9 protein-coding genes are annotated in these 14,357 nt (G+C 72.7%); 4 read left to right on the forward strand and 5 right to left on the reverse strand.

The window, feature by feature from the left end; genetic code table 11:
* The first annotated feature begins 34 nt into the window (after nucleotides 1–34).
* Nucleotides 35–3,517, forward strand: coding sequence for a bifunctional proline dehydrogenase/L-glutamate gamma-semialdehyde dehydrogenase (locus K8F61_RS16220; RefSeq protein WP_231819861.1), 3,483 nt, complete (start codon nucleotides 35–37; stop codon nucleotides 3,515–3,517).
* A gap of 306 nt (nucleotides 3,518–3,823) precedes the next feature.
* Here the strand turns inward: K8F61_RS16220 and K8F61_RS16225 are convergent, their stop codons facing one another.
* Together K8F61_RS16225 and K8F61_RS16230 are read right to left on the reverse strand one after the other, a co-directional pair.
* Nucleotides 3,824–5,398 (reverse strand): carboxylesterase/lipase family protein, encoded by a 1,575-nt coding sequence (locus K8F61_RS16225; protein ID WP_231819862.1) that lies wholly within the window; start codon nucleotides 5,396–5,398, stop codon nucleotides 3,824–3,826.
* On the reverse strand, nucleotides 5,395–6,012 hold the full coding sequence (locus K8F61_RS16230; RefSeq protein WP_231819863.1) for a TetR/AcrR family transcriptional regulator: 618 nt from the start codon (nucleotides 6,010–6,012) through the stop codon (nucleotides 5,395–5,397). Before K8F61_RS16230 ends, K8F61_RS16225 begins: the two co-directional genes overlap by 4 nt.
* Nucleotides 6,013–6,164: 152 nt before the next feature.
* On the opposite strand from K8F61_RS16230, the gene K8F61_RS19080 reads away from it, so the two are divergent.
* Both K8F61_RS19080 and K8F61_RS16235 read left to right on the forward strand, forming a co-directional pair.
* Nucleotides 6,165–6,287, forward strand: a complete 123-nt coding sequence (locus K8F61_RS19080; protein ID WP_269456628.1) for a hypothetical protein — start codon at nucleotides 6,165–6,167, stop codon at nucleotides 6,285–6,287.
* Nucleotides 6,288–6,325: 38 nt separating this feature from the next.
* On the forward strand, nucleotides 6,326–7,876 hold the full coding sequence (locus K8F61_RS16235; RefSeq protein WP_231819864.1) for a carboxylesterase/lipase family protein: 1,551 nt from the start codon (nucleotides 6,326–6,328) through the stop codon (nucleotides 7,874–7,876).
* Here K8F61_RS16235 and K8F61_RS16240 read toward each other — a convergent pair.
* Nucleotides 7,846–8,595 (reverse strand): TetR/AcrR family transcriptional regulator, encoded by a 750-nt coding sequence (locus tag K8F61_RS16240; protein ID WP_336246425.1) that lies wholly within the window; start codon nucleotides 8,593–8,595, stop codon nucleotides 7,846–7,848. The two genes, K8F61_RS16235 and K8F61_RS16240, sit on opposite strands and share 31 nt — an antisense overlap.
* A 109-nt stretch (nucleotides 8,596–8,704) precedes the next feature.
* Here K8F61_RS16240 and K8F61_RS16245 point away from each other — a divergent pair, with 109 nt between their 5' ends.
* Nucleotides 8,705–10,987: a glycoside hydrolase family 3 C-terminal domain-containing protein gene (locus tag K8F61_RS16245; protein WP_231819865.1), complete on the forward strand. Its 2,283-nt coding sequence runs from the start codon at nucleotides 8,705–8,707 to the stop codon at nucleotides 10,985–10,987.
* A gap of 256 nt (nucleotides 10,988–11,243) precedes the next feature.
* On the opposite strand, the gene K8F61_RS16250 is transcribed toward K8F61_RS16245, so the two are convergent.
* The gene (locus K8F61_RS16250; protein WP_231819866.1) at nucleotides 11,244–12,629 is read right to left on the reverse strand and encodes an aspartate aminotransferase family protein; all 1,386 of its coding nucleotides are present in this window, start codon (nucleotides 12,627–12,629) and stop codon (nucleotides 11,244–11,246) included.
* An 11-nt stretch (nucleotides 12,630–12,640) separates the two neighbouring features.
* Nucleotides 12,641–14,173, reverse strand: a complete 1,533-nt coding sequence (locus K8F61_RS16255; protein ID WP_418888052.1) for a CoA-acylating methylmalonate-semialdehyde dehydrogenase — start codon at nucleotides 14,171–14,173, stop codon at nucleotides 12,641–12,643.
* Nucleotides 14,174–14,357 lie beyond the last annotated feature (184 nt).

Consider the following 14,357-nt stretch of genomic DNA (forward strand, 5'->3'; position numbering starts at 1 on the left):
CCGCGCGCGCACGACCCGAGACCGAGGAACCGCCGTGACCCCCACCCCGTCCTCCGCGACCGCCACGAGCGTCGCCGACCTCTCCGCCCTCGCCGACGACGCCGTCGCGCTGGTGCGCCGCTGGCTCGTCGAGAGCCGCGAGGTCCCCGTCGACGCCGCCGCGCAGCGCCTCGCCGGCGTCCTGCGCGACGAGCACGGCCTCGACTTCACCGTCGGCTTCGTCGACGGCGTCGTCCGCCCCGAGGACACCGCCGTCGCCGCGCGGAAGCTCCGCGAGCTCGTCCCGCTCACCCCGGCCTTCCTCCCGGCTCCGCTCCGCGCCGCGATCGCCCTCGGCGGCGCCGTCGCCCCGATCCTGCCGGGGATCGTCGTGCCGATCAGCCGCCGGGTCCTCCGCGGCATGGTGCGCCACCTCATCGTCGACGCGCGGGACGCGAAGCTCGGCGCCGCCATCCGCGCGATCCGTGAGAAGCAGGACGTGCGCCTGAACGTCAACCTCCTCGGCGAGGCCATCCTCGGCCAGGACGAGGCGGCCCGCCGCCTGGAGGGGACGCGGCGGCTCCTGCAGCGCGATGACGTCGACTACGTCTCGATCAAGGTCTCCTCGACCGTCGCCCCGCACAGCCCGTGGGCCTTCGACGAGGCCGTCGCCCACGCTGCCGACGCGCTCCTGCCGCTGTACCGGATCGCCGCACGGGGCACGGCCGGCGGGAAGAAGTTCATCAACCTGGACATGGAGGAGTACAAGGATCTCGATCTCACGATCGCGGTCTTCACCTCGATCCTGGACCGCCCCGAGTTCCACGACCTCGAGGCCGGCATCGTGCTGCAGGCCTACCTCCCCGACGCGCTCGGCGCCATGATCCGCCTGCAGGAGTGGGCCGCCGCCCGCGTCGCCGCCGGCGGGGCGCCGATCAAGGTCCGCGTCGTCAAGGGCGCGAACCTCCCCATGGAGACCGTCGACGCCGAGACGCACGGCTGGCCGCTGGCCACGTGGTCGACGAAGCAGGAGTCGGACTCCTCGTACAAGGCGGTGCTCGAGTACGCCCTGCGTCCGGAGCACATCGGCAACGTGCGGATCGGCGTCGCCGGGCACAACCTCTTCGACATCGCCCTCGCGTGGCTCCTGGCCGAGAAGCGCGGTGTGACGGCCGGGATCGAGTTCGAGATGCTGCTCGGAATGGCCTCGGCGCAGGCGACGGTCGTCAAGCGCACCGTCGGCTCGCTCCTGCTCTACACCCCGGTCGTGCACCCGGACGAGTTCGACGTCGCGATCGCCTACCTCATCCGGCGCCTGGAGGAGGGGGCGAGCCCCGAGAACTTCATGTCCGCGGTGTTCGACCTCGACGCCGACCCGGCGCTGTTCGAGCGCGAGAGGGAGCGCTTCCTCGCGTCCGTGCGCACGGTGCCGACCGAGGTCCCCGGGCCCAACCGCGTCCAGGACCGCTCGGCCCCGGTCGAGATCGGCGCGCCCGAGCGGGCACGCGGCTTCGAGAACACCCCCGACACCGACCCCTCGCTGGCGGCCAACCGGGCGTGGGGGGATGCGATCCGCTCCCGCATGGCGGACTCGACGCTCGGCGACGACACGGTCGCCGCGAACACGCTGTCCTCCGCGGACGAGGTCGACGCCGCGATCGCACGCGCCGTGGCCGCGGGCGAGGCCTGGCGCGCCCTGGGCGCCGAGGGTCGGGCGGAGATCCTGCACCGCGCCGGCGACGTCCTCGAGGCGCACCGCGCGGACCTCCTGGAGGTCATGGGATCCGAGGCGGGCAAGGTCCTCGAGCAGGGCGACCCCGAGGTCTCCGAGGCGATCGACTTCGCCCACTACTACGCAGAGAGTGCGCGGGCGCTCGCCGACGTCGACGGCGCGACCATGCAGCCCGTCGGGCTCACGGTCGTGACCCCGCCGTGGAACTTCCCCGTCGCGATCCCGGCCGGGTCCGTGCTGTCGGCGCTCGCGACCGGATCCCCGGTCATCATCAAGCCGGCCCGTCAGGCCCGCCGCTCCGGCGCGGTCATGGTCGAGGCGCTCTGGGAGGCGGGCGTGCCCCGCGACGTGCTGCAGTACGTGCAGCTCGACGGGCGCGAGCTCGGCACGCAGCTCGTGAGCGATCCCGCCGTCGGCCGCGTCATCCTCACGGGCGGGTACGAGACGGCGGAGCTGTTCCGCAGCTTCCGGCCGGATCTGCCCCTGCTCGCGGAGACCAGCGGCAAGAACGCCCTGATCGTGACCCCGAGTGCCGATCTGGACCTCGCGGCCAAGGACGTGGCGTACTCCGCCTTCGGCCACGCCGGCCAGAAGTGCTCCGCGGCATCCCTCGTCGTGCTCGTCGGCTCGGCGGCGCGCTCCGAGCGCTTCCGTCGCCAGCTCGTGGACGCGGTCCGCTCGTATGCGGTCGGCCAGCCCAGTGACGGCAGCTCCCGGATCGGCCCGCTCATCGGCCCGGCCGAGGGCAAGCTCCTCAGCGCTCTCACCACCCTGAAGCCCGGCGAGTCCTGGCTCCTCGAGCCGCAGCGGCTCGACGACGAGGGCCAGCTCTGGCGCCCCGGCATCCGTGACGGCGTCGTGCGCGGATCGGAGTTCCACAAGGTGGAGTACTTCGGACCGGTGCTCGGCATCATGACGGCGGAGACGCTGGACGAGGCGATCGAGATCGTCAACGACATCGACTACGGCCTCACCAGCGGCCTGCACTCGCTGGACGAGGACGAGATCCAGCAGTGGCTCTCCTCGATCCAGGCGGGGAACGTCTACGTGAACCGCGGCACGACCGGTGCGATCGTGCAGCGTCAGCCGTTCGGCGGGTGGAAGAAGGCCGCCGTCGGCGCCGGGTCCAAGGCGGGCGGGCCGAACTACCTCGTCGGGCTCGCGGACTGGGCGGACGCCCCCGTGCGGACCACCCGGGAGCTCGACGCGCTCGGGACGACCGCGGTCGGCGCCCTCGCGGCTGTCGAGGGCGGCGAGGCGGACGTCGCCTGGCTCCGCGCGGCGCTCGCGACCGACATCGACGCCTGGGAGGACGAGTTCGGGATCGTCCGTGACGCCTCGGGTCTGGTCACGGAGCAGAACGCGTTCCGGTATCAGGCGGTGCCGGCGACGATCCGGTTCGAGGGCGGGCGTGTGGCCGAGCTTGTGCGCGTGGCGGCCGCGGGGCGCCGGGCCGGGGGCCGGGTCACGGTCAGCGCGGCCGAGACGCTGCCCGCCTCCGTGCTCGCCTGGCTGGGGTCGCAGGACGTGACCGTGGCCGTCGAGGACGCCGCCGCATGGGCCGCGCACGCCGTGCGCCTCGCAGCCCGCGACGGGCGGGTCCGGCTCATCGGCGCCGGTGCGCCCGCGACCGCCGAGGCCGTCGCGGGATCCCCGAGCCTGGCGATCTATGCGAACCCGGTCGTCTCCGCCGGCCGCGTCGAGCTGCTGACGTTCCTGCGCGAGCAGGCGGTCTCGGTCACGGCGCACCGCTTCGGCACGCCGCATCGCTACGAGATCCCGACGCTCGCTCCCGTGCGCGACTGACGCCGACTCGCGGGCGGCCGCCGAGGCCGCCCGCGAACTCAGGCGTTCGCGTGGGTTCAGGCGGATCTGGAGCAATTGCGCCTGATCCGGCGTGTGTGCCTGATCCGGCGTGTGTGTTGTGCGTGCGTGTGGCGTGCGCGTGTGCGGTGCTCGTGCGCGGTGCTCGTGCGCGAGTTCAGGCGTTCGCGCGGGTTCAGGCGGATCTGAGGGATGCGTGCCTGATCTGGCGTGTGTGCCTGATCCGGCGCGTGTGCCTGATGCGGCGGGCCAGAGGACGCGGGCGTGACAGGGGACGAGGACGCGGGGTCAGGCGAGGGGGAGGGCGTCGTCGTACGCCGTCGTCGAGACGAGGGGCTCGCCGGGAGGAGCGCCGAACACCCGTGCGGTTCCCGGCGCGCTGCGCCATGGTGCCCAGCCGGGATCCCCGGTGCGGACGAAGGCCACGGCGGCGCCGTGCATGTCCGTCGCCAGCTGCTGCGGAGGGTCGTCCCCGGCGAGGCGGGCCACGTGCGGATCGTCGAGGCAGTCGAACCAGAAGGGCACGTCGAGGCAGTGGCACGACCACCCCTTGGTGGGGGAGACCCAGGCGAAGCGGTAGGCCCAGGTCGGCGCCGCGCCCCGCGCCTCCGCCGCACGGACGACGAGGGATCGGAACACGGAGTCGGTGACGAAGCGCCCGAGCACGGCGGCGGTCCCCTTCCGTCGCTGCGGACGGTTCGCGGCGAGCCAGGCGCGGCGCACCGGGCGGTCCCGGAGGAACCGTGCGAGAAGCCAGGCGGCGGGGATGAGGCGGAGCCTGCCGCGCACGTCGTCGAGCACCATGGTGAACTCGTCGTCGGTCGCGCCCAATAGGAGCGGCTTGTCTGCGCCGACGCCCGCACGGAGGGCGTCCACGGTGGAGGTCGTGACGAGCTCTCCGTCGATCACCGGTCCCCATGGCAGGCCGTCGGTGAGGGTCGCCGTGACCGCGGCGATGCCGGTGCGCCCGAGGAGCGCGGCCTGCGGCTGGAGCTTCATGATCCGCCGCTCCGGCACGCTCCGGAAGCCGTCGAGATCGGGGTCGCATCCGGCGAGCTCGGCCAGCCGGTGCGAGCGCGCCTCCACGCGGTCGCGGGGGAGGTCCGCGAGGGCGGGGGAGATCGCGAGGGCGCCGTGGAAGAGATGCTGGGCCTGCTCGAGGGCGAGGAGCCGGAGCACCGCCCCGCCTCCGGCCGACTGGCCGGCGATCGTGACGCGCGACGGGTCGCCGCCGAACGCGGCGATGTTCTCCCGCACCCACTCCAGCGCGGCGATCCAGTCGAGCACGCCGCGGTTCGCGGGCGCTCCGTCGATGATCCCGAAACCGTCGAAGCCCAGGCGGTAGGAGATGGACACGGTCACGACGCCGTCGCGGGTGAAGGCGCGTCCGTCGTACCAGGGGCTGGCCGGGGAGCCGTCGGTGTACCCGCCCCCGTGGATCCACACCATGACCGGCAGCCCCGCCGCGTCCCCCGCCCCCTGCCGAGTGGTCAGTTTCTGCGGGTTGCGACCGTCTGAACCCGCAGAAACTGACCACTCGGGGAGGTGGGGCGTGAAGACGTTGACGTTGAGCGTCGACGCGCCGGGGATGCTGGGCTCCGGGATGAGCGTCTCGCCCTTGTCTCCACGTTGCGCGGTCGGACCGTACGCGGTCGCGTCGCGCACCTCGGTCCAGGGCTCCGGGGGGACGGGCGCGAGGAAGCGTCGTCGTCCGGTGGGCGGCGCGGCGAACGGGATCCCGAGGAACGCGGCGGAGCCGGCCGGAGTGCCGGGCGTACCGCGCCACATCCCTCGGACCGGGCCCGCGGAGGTCGTCACGACGGGGGCCGCCCCGGTGCCGGCGGGGGTGTCCGAGTCGGTCATGGCGTCAGGGTACCGGGGACGGAGCGGGACGCCGGGCCGCCCGCCGCGGACGGACGCAGCAGCGACAGGAAGAGACGGATGTCCGCGGCCATGTCGATCGACGGATCGAGCATCCAGGCGTTCTGCAGTCCGTCGGCGAGGGCGTGCGCCGTGCGGACCACCCAGGCGGGATCGAGATCGGCGCGGATGTGCCCCGCGGCCTGCGCCTCGACCACGGCGGCCCGCGCGGATCGCTCCAGCCGTTCCGTGCGCTCCGTGAAGAACGCGCGGGCGGGATGCTCGGGGTCGGCCGCGTCGGCCGCGAGCTGGGTGTAGAGCTGCACGAGCCCCGGCACCTCGGCGTTGTGCCGGACGACGTCGAGGAAGGCGTCCAGGAACGGTCGGCCGGCGTGCGGGATCGCGTCCTGCTCGTCGCGGGCGCGCAGGATCGCGAGGAACAGATCCTCCTTGGAGCCGAAGTAGTGCAGGAGCCCGGCGGGGCTCAGCCGCACGGCCTCGGCGATGTCACGGACGGAGGCGGCGCGGTAGCCGCGGGCGGCGACGAGGCCCAGCGCGGTCTGCAGGATCTCCTCGCGCTTGGCGACGCCCTTCGCGTATGCGCCTCGCGGAGTCATGGCTCCAGGGTACTGACGCGGGCGACAAAACCGAATCATGTTCGACTTTCTTGCCCGGATCCCTTGTGCGGGAAGCGGTGGGATGGCACGCTGAGCACAAGAAACCAAACTGCGTTCGGTATTGCCTTCGATCCGCTCGACGTGGAGCAGCCATGACCCTCACTCCGCCCGATCCCGCCGCCGAGGGTGCTCCGACCGGCGCCATCCGCCGGACCGTCCCGCAGTTCGTGGCGCTCGCCGCCTTCGCGATCGTGCCGATCCGGGGAGTGCGATGACCGTGCCCGCCTTCCGAGACCCGACCGAGAGGAAACCCATGGAGCGCACCGAGACCGCCCACCCCGAGGTTCGCACCGCCGCAGGGGCGGTGCGCGGGCGCTGGCGCCCGACGACGGGCGGGGCGGGGTATCCGCGGTCGGCCGCCTTCCTCGGCATCCCGTTCGCCGAGGCGCCGGTCGGGGAGCGTCGCTTCGCCGCGCCGGTCCCGAAGGCGCCGTGGGAGGGCGTGCTCGACGCCGCGGAGTTCGGAGCCACCGCGCAGCGCGGGGATCCGGGGGTGACCCTCATCCCGGAGCCGAGCGTGCCCGGCGACGCCACGCTCAACGTCAACGTCTTCACCCCCCACCTCCCCGAGTGGTCAGTTTCTGTGGGTTCGGAGGGCCGCAACCCACAGAAACTGACCACTCGACGGGAGGAGGGGGACGGGCGCGGGCTGCCGGTGCTCGTATGGATCCACGGCGGCGGCTACTTCGCCGGCTCCCCGGCGAGCCCCTGGTACGACGGGCGGGCGTTCAACCGCGACGGCGTCGTCACGGTGACGATCTCCTACCGGCTCGGCTTCGACGGCTTCGGGTGGATCGAGGACGCCCCGTCCAACCGCGGCGTGCGGGACTGGCTCCTCGCCCTCGAATGGGTGCAGGAGAACATCGCGGCGTTCGGCGGCGATCCGGCTCGGGTCACCATCGCCGGGCAGTCCGCAGGCGGGGGCGCCGTGCTCACCCTGCTCGGGATGGAGCGCGCGCAGCATCTGTTCGCCCGGGCCTACGCGATCTCCGGGGCGCTCGCGGACGTGAGCGCCGAGCGGTCCGAGACGTTCGGGCGGGCGCTCGCTGCGCAGGCCGGCGTCGCGCCGACGCGGGCGGGATGGTCGGCGTTGAGCGAGGAGCGGGTCCTCGTCCTGCAGAAGGCCGCGACCGAGCTCGGCCCCGACGCCCTGGGCACGATCGTGGAGGAGGGGCTTCCGCTGGGCCCGACCGTCGACGGGGACCTGCTCCTCCGGCCCACCCCGGAGTCGTTGCGCGCCGGCATCGGCGCCGACAAGCCCCTCGTCCTCGGCGCCACGGACGACGAGTTCACGATGGCGATGGCCGACGCCCCGGCCGCCCTGCGGTGGGTCCCGAAGAGCGTGCTGCTCGGACGTCTCGGCGTCCCGAAGGCCGCGCAGAAGGCCTACCTCGCGGCCAATGCCGACGTGGCGGCGAAGGGGGCCGCGCGGCTGGCCGGGCGGGTGCTGACCGACCGGATGTTCCGGGCGGCGGTTGTGCGGACCGCCGCTGACCGCGGCTCCGCGCCCACCTGGGTCTACCGGTTCTCCTGGCCGTCGGGGCACTTCGGATTCGCGGAGCACTGCCTCGACGTGCCGTTCTTCTTCGACGCCCTGGACGGCCCGGCGATGGAGCCGCTCGCCGGCCCGAACCCGCCGCAGGAGCTCGCGGACGAGGTCCACGCCGCCGCCGTGGCGTTCCTCGTCGCCGGGGATCCCGGGTGGCCGCGCCACGACCCCGGGCAGCGGATCGCGCGCGTGTTCGACACGCCCTCGCGGGACGAGCCGGACGCCTACGCCTCGGTGCGGCCGCTGCTGGGCTGACCCTGCACGTCCTGCACGTCCCGCGCGCCCAGCGGACCCTGCACGTCCTGCACGTCCCGCGGGTCCTGCGCCAGCACGTCCTGCGCGTGGGTGCCGCGGGCGCCGCCCGCGGACGCGCCGTCGACGGATCCGCCCGACGGGTCCACGAGCGTGAAGAACGCGTCCACGAGTGCCGCCATGTCCATGTCCGGTTCGACGAGCCACTGCATCTGGGCGCCGTCGGACACGGCCTGGAGGAGGCGCGCGAGGACCTCCGGGTCGAGATGGGTCGGCGCCCGCCCGGCGGCCTGGGCCTTGGCGATCGTCTCCGTCCAGGAGGCGCGCACGGCTCGGCCGCGCTCGGCGAAGAACGCGCGGGAGGGGTGGGCGGGATCGGCGGCGTCGGCGGAGAGCCGCGTGAACAGCTCCACGAGCCCGGGCACCTGCGCGTTGTGGCGCACGAGGTCGAGGTAGGCGGCGCGCAGTTCGTCGAGCTCGCCCTGCAGCGCGCCGACGCGCTCGGCGGCGTCGAGCTCGTCCCGGGCCCGGAGGATCTCGACGAACAGGTCGTCCTTGCTGTCGAAGTAGTGCAGGAGTCCTGCCTGGCTCAGCCCGACCTCGTCGGCGAGCTCCTTCACGGAGGCGCCGTGGTACCCCTCGCGCGCGACCACGGCGAGGGCGGCGCGCAGGATCTCCTCCCGCTTCGCGATCCCCTTCGCGTACGCACCTCGCCGAGCCATCCCCCGAGACTACCGGCCGGGGCGGGTCGCCGGAATGAAAACCGAGCGATACTTGCTTTTTGGAGTGCGGACTGGTTGGGTGGAGCCACCCGTTCACGAAGGAGTCGACATGTCCGAAGCCACCCGCGATCGTCTCGGCGAGCTCACCACCGAGGAGAAGGCCTCACTGACCAGCGGCGCCGACTTCTGGACGCTGAAGCCCATCGAGCGGATCGGTGTCCCGTCGATCATGGTCACCGACGGACCGCACGGGCTGCGCAAGCAGGCCGCGGACAACGACCACCTGGGGCTCAACGACAGCGTGCCCGCCACCTGCTTCCCGCCCGCGGTCGGCCTCGGCTCCAGCTTCGACCCCGAGCTGGCCGAGCGCGTCGGCGTGGCCCTCGGCGTCGAGTCCGCGATCGAGGACGTCGCCGTCATCCTCGGCCCCGGGATCAACATCAAGCGCTCGCCGCTGTGCGGGCGCAACTTCGAGTACGTGTCCGAGGATCCGCTGGTCGCCGGGGTCATCGGCGCAGGGCTGGTCACCGGCATCCAGTCGCAGGGGGTCGGCTCCTCGCTCAAGCACTTCGCGGCGAACAACCAGGAGAACGACCGGATGCGCTCGTCGAGCGACGTGGATCCGCGTCCCCTCCGCGAGATCTACCTGCGCGGCTTCGAGCGCGTCGTCAAGGACGCCCAGCCGTGGACGGTGATGTGCTCGTACAACCGGATCAACGGCGTCTACGCCTCCGAGGACCCGTGGCTGCTGACCGAGGTGCTGCGGGGCGAGTGGGGGTTCGAGGGCCTGGTCGTCTCCGACTGGGGCGCGGTGAACGACCGCGTGGCCGCGCTCGCGGCGGGCCTGGACCTGGAGATGCCGTTCAGCGACGGCACCACGGACCGCCAGGTGGCCGCGGCCGTCGAGGCCGGCGACATCGACGCCGCCGTGCTCGACACCGCGGCGGGCCGGATCCTCGACCTCGTGGACAAGGCGCTGGCGCGCCCCGCCGTGGCCGGGCCCCTCGACGTCGACGCCCACCACGCGCTGGCGCGTGAGGTGGCGGGACGCTCCATCGTGCTCCTGAAGAACGACGCCGTCGACGGCGCGCCGCTCCTCCCGCTCGCCCCCGAGGCGTCGATCGCCCTCATCGGCGAATTCGCGCGCACCCCGCGGTACCAGGGCGGCGGGTCCTCGCACATCAACCCGACCCGCATCGACACGGCGCTCGACGCGCTCACCGAGGCGGCCGGCGACCGGGTCGCCTTCGCTCCCGGGTTCGCCTTCGACCCGCGCACCGACGCCGCCGAGCAGAACCGGCTCCGCGAGGAAGCCGTCGCCCTCGCCGGATCCCGCGACGTCGCTGTCGTGTTCCTCGGCCTCACGGATCCCGAGGAGTCCGAGGGGTTCGACCGCGAGCACATCGACCTCGCCCCGCACCAGCTCGACCTCCTGGATGCGGTGGTCGCCGCGAACCCGCGCACCGTCGTCGTGCTGTCCAACGGCTCGGTGGTCGCCCTGCCCTTCGCCGACCGCGTCCCCGCGATCGTCGAGGCCTGGCTCCTCGGCCAGGCCGGCGGCTCCGCGACCGCGGACGTGCTGCTCGGCGACGTCAACCCGTCGGGCCGCCTCGCCGAGACGATCCCGCACCGCCTGGAGGACACCCCGGCCTTCGGGAGCTTCCCGGGATCCTTCGGGCACGTCCGCTACGGCGAGGGGATCTTCGTGGGCTACCGCTGGTACGACGCGCGCCGGATGGACGTGGCGTTCCCCTTCGGCCACGGGCTGTCGTACACGACCTTCTCGTACGGCGACGCGACGGCCCGCGTCGACGCGTCCGGAGACGTGGTCGTGACCGTCCCCGTGACGAACACGGGCGCCCGCGACGGCCGCGAGGTCGTGCAGGTGTACGCGGCTCCGGAGTCGTCGGTCGTCGAGCGGGCGCCCCGCGAGCTCAAGGCGTTCGCGTCGGTCGCCGTGGCGGCGGGAGAGACGCGCGAGGTCGAGCTCCGCATCCGGCGTGAGGACCTGGCGTACTGGGACGTGCGCGTGGACCGCTTCGTCGTGGAAGGCGGGACGTACCGGATCGACGTGGCCGCGTCCAGCCGTGACATCCGCTCCACGGTCGCCGTCGAGATCGACGGCGACGAGGTGCGCCTGCCGCTCACCGGGGAGTCGTCGCTGGCGGAGGTGCTCGCGCATCCGGTCGTCGGGCCGATCGTGCAGGAGCGGCTCGCCGCGCTGCGGGAGAGCGCCGGCGGGGCCATGGACGCCGATGTCATGGGCGACGACACGATCGAGAAGATGATGCAGTCCTTCCCGATCGGGCGTCTGGCCGGATTCCCGGGGATGGGTGTGGACCGCGAGCAGGTCGCGCAGCTCCTCGCCCTCGGGAACGCCCCGCAGCAGTAGCCGCGTTTCGTCTCGCTGCGCTCGCTCAACGACCGGTGGCTGTTCTCGGACGTTGAGCGAGGAGCGCAGCGACGAGTCGAAACGCGGTGGTGCCTCTCTCGGTCGTTGAGCGAGCAGCGCAGCGACGAGTCGAAACGTGGCTTTTCCCGGGGTGAGTGCGTTTCGTCTCGCTGCGCTCGCTCAACGACCGGTGGTGCCTCTTTCGGTCGTTGAGCGAGGAGCGCAGCGACGAGTCGAAACGCGGTGACCGGCGTCGTCAGGGGGTGTAGCCGTCGGCGACGGAAAGGGCGTCGTCGATCGCTGCGAGCCCGCGGACCAGCTCCTCCTCGGAGATCACCAGCGGCGGCGCGATGTGCGTGCGGTGGAAGTGCACGAACGGCCAGACCCCGCCCTTCTTCGCCGCGGCGGCGAACGCGCCCATCGGCGCAGCATCCGCGCCGGAGGCGTTGAACGGCACGAGCGGCTCCCGGGTCTCGCGATCCCGGACCAGTTCCACGGCCCAGAACAGTCCCCGCCCCCGGACCTCGCCCACGCTCGGGTGACGCTCCGCCCACGAGCGCAGGGTCGGCTCCACGACCCGGCTGCCCAGGTCGCGCACGCGCTCGAGGATCCCGTCGCGCTCGAACACCTCGAACGTCGCGACACCGGGGGCGCAGGCGAGAGGGTGCCCGGAGTAGGTCAGCCCGCCGGGGAACGGCGTGCGCGCGAAGTGCTCCGCGATGCGCTCGGAGATGACGACGCCGCCGAGCGGCACGTACCCCGAGTTCACGCCCTTGGCGAAGGTGATGAGGTCGGGCTTCGCGCCGAAGGCGTCGATGCCGAACCACTCGCCGAGGCGTCCGAATCCGACCATCACCTCGTCGGCGATGTAGACGATGCCGTGCCGGTCGCACAGTTCGCGCACGCCGTCGAGGTACCCCGGCGGCGGGATCAGCACGCCGTTCGTGCCCACCACGGTCTCGATGATGATCGCGGCGATCGTGCCCGGTCCCTCGAGCAGGATCGTCTGCTCGAGGTGCTCCAGCGCGCGCTGCGACTCCTCCTCCGCCGTCGTCGAGTGGAAGGCGGAGCGGTACAGGTAGGGCCCGAAGAAGCGCACGGTGCCGTTGTCGCCGCCGTCGTTGGCCCAGCGTCGCGGGTCGCCGGTGAGCGAGATCGCGGTGGCCGTCGAGCCGTGGTAACTGCGGTACATCGACAGCACCTTGCGGCGGCCGGTGACCTGGCGCGCCATGCGCACCGCGTACTCGTTGGCCTCGGCGCCGCCGTTGGTGAAGAACACCTTCTCCATGCCCTCCGGTGCGACGCCGGCGATGAGGCGGGCGAGCTCGCCCCGCACGTCGTTCGCCATCGAGGGCTGGACGGTCGCCAGGCGCCCGGCCTGCCGCTGCACCGCGGCGACGAGGTCCGGGTGCTGATGGCCGAGGTTGAGGTTCACCAGCTGGCTGGAGAAGTCGAGGTAGGCGTTGCCCTCGTAGTCCCAGAACGTCGCCCCGTCACCCGCCGCGACGGGGAGCGGATCGATCAGCGCCTGCGCGCTCCACGAGTGGAAGACGTGCGCACGGTCGTCGGCGCGCACCTGTGCGTCGGCGGCGGCGTCCGGCAGGGGGTGCGAGGTGCCGTGGCGGTCGGAGTAGTCGGTCATCGTCCGGATCCTCAGTGGTTGCTCGGGAAGCCGAGGTCGACCTGCGCGGGGGTGTGGTCGGGCCAGCGCGTCGTGACGACCTTCGAGCGGGTGTAGAAGTGGATCGACTCGGGGCCGTAGATGTGCGAGTCGCCGAAGAGGGAGCTCTTCCAGCCGCCGAACGAGAACGCGCCGATCGGGACCGGGATCGGCACGTTGATGCCGACCATGCCGACCTCGATGTCGAACTCGAACTGGCGGGCGGTGCCGCCGTCACGCGTGAAGATCGCGGTGCCGTTGCCGAACGGGTGGTCGTTGATGAGCTCCACCGCCTCGGCATAGCTCTCCACGCGGACGATCGAGAGCACCGGGCCGAAGATCTCGTCCTCGTACAGCTTCATCCCGGGCGTGACGTTGTCGATCAGGCTGATGCCGGTGAAGAAGCCGTTCTCCGGGAGGGGCCTCCCCGCGGCGATGCGCCGGCCGTCCGCCTGCGCCGTGCCGTCGATGAGCACCGTCGCGCCTTCGGCCTCGGCGCCGGTCACGTAGGACTCCACGCGGTCGCGGTGCTCGCGGGTGATGAGCGGACCCATCTCGCTCGCCGGATCCGTGCCGTCGCCGATGCGCAGATCGCGCACCTTGTCGGTGATCGCGGCGATGAGCGGCTCGGCCACGTCGCCGACCGCGACCAGGACCGAGACGGCCATGCAGCGCTCGCCGGCGGAGCCGTAGGCGGCCGAGACGGCGGCGGCAGCGGCGGCGTCGATGTCCGCGTCCGGCATGACGACCATGTGGTTCTTCGCCCCGCCGAGCGCCTGGACACGCTTGCCGTTGGCGGAGGCGCGCTCGTAGATCGATCGGGCGATCGGGGTCGAGCCCACGAAGCTGACCGCCTTGACGACGGGGGAGTCGAGGAGGGCGTCGACGGCGACCTTGTCGCCGTTCACGACGTTCAGGACGCCGTCGGGAAGCCCGGCCTCCTGGAAGGCCTGGGCCAGCCAGATCGCGGCGGAGGGGTCCTTCTCGCTCGGCTTGAGCACCACGGTGTTCCCGCAGGCGATGGCCGAGGCGACCATCCACAGCGGCACCATCACCGGGAAGTTGAACGGCGTGATCGCCGCGACGACGCCGACCGGCTGCTTGACGGAGTGCACGTCCACCCCGCGCGCGACCTGCTCGGCGCGCTCGCCCTTGAGCAGGTGCACGAGCCCGGCCGCGAACTCGACGTTCTCGATCCCGCGGGAGACCTCGCCGGCGGCGTCCGAGAGCACCTTGCCGTGCTCGCTCGTGACGATCGCCGCGAGCTCCGGCGTGCGGTCCGCCAGGATCTGCCGGAGCCGGAAGAAGACATCGGCGCGCTTGATGAGGCTGGTGGCGCGCCAGCCCGGGAGCGCGGCGGCGGCCGCGGCGATCGCCTGATCGACCTCTGCGGCGGACGCGAACGCGACCTCCCGATGCGCTTCGCCGGTCGCCGGGTTGTAGACCGGGCCGGTGCGTGCCGTCTCGCCGGCCGGCGTCTCGGGGCCGGTCAGAGCGCCGTCGATGAAGTGGCGGATCAGGGTCACGGGTTCTCCTCGAAGAAGGGTCTCTGGGGCACCGCCGGACGATCTGCCCGGCTGCGTCCGTACGCTTGCGTGCCCATGCTGACAGGGACCAGGATGGGGGAGTGCCCGCAGATCGTCTTGACTTCGACGACATTCGGACAGAACGTCCGGAGGTCGGTCCCGTCCTGCCGCGTGCCGTGGACGC

The sequence above is a fragment of the Microbacterium resistens genome (assembly GCF_021172025.1).
Lineage (GTDB): Bacteria > Actinomycetota > Actinomycetes > Actinomycetales > Microbacteriaceae > Microbacterium > Microbacterium resistens.

Excerpts from the sequence above, each read along its gene's own strand:
- K8F61_RS16235 (WP_231819864.1), top strand. The coding sequence starts at position 6,326 with ATGGAGCGCACCGAGACCGCCCACCCCGAGGTTCGCACCGCCGCAGGG.
- K8F61_RS19080 (WP_269456628.1), top strand. The coding sequence starts at position 6,165 with ATGACCCTCACTCCGCCCGATCCCGCCGCCGAGGGTGCTCCGACCGGC.
- K8F61_RS16245 (WP_231819865.1), top strand. The coding sequence starts at position 8,705 with ATGTCCGAAGCCACCCGCGATCGTCTCGGCGAGCTCACCACCGAGGAG.
- K8F61_RS16250 (WP_231819866.1), bottom strand. The coding sequence starts at position 12,629 with ATGACCGACTACTCCGACCGCCACGGCACCTCGCACCCCCTGCCGGAC.
- K8F61_RS16225 (WP_231819862.1), bottom strand. The coding sequence starts at position 5,398 with ATGACCGACTCGGACACCCCCGCCGGCACCGGGGCGGCCCCCGTCGTG.
- K8F61_RS16240 (WP_336246425.1), bottom strand. The coding sequence starts at position 8,595 with ATGGCTCGGCGAGGTGCGTACGCGAAGGGGATCGCGAAGCGGGAGGAG.
- K8F61_RS16230 (WP_231819863.1), bottom strand. The coding sequence starts at position 6,012 with ATGACTCCGCGAGGCGCATACGCGAAGGGCGTCGCCAAGCGCGAGGAG.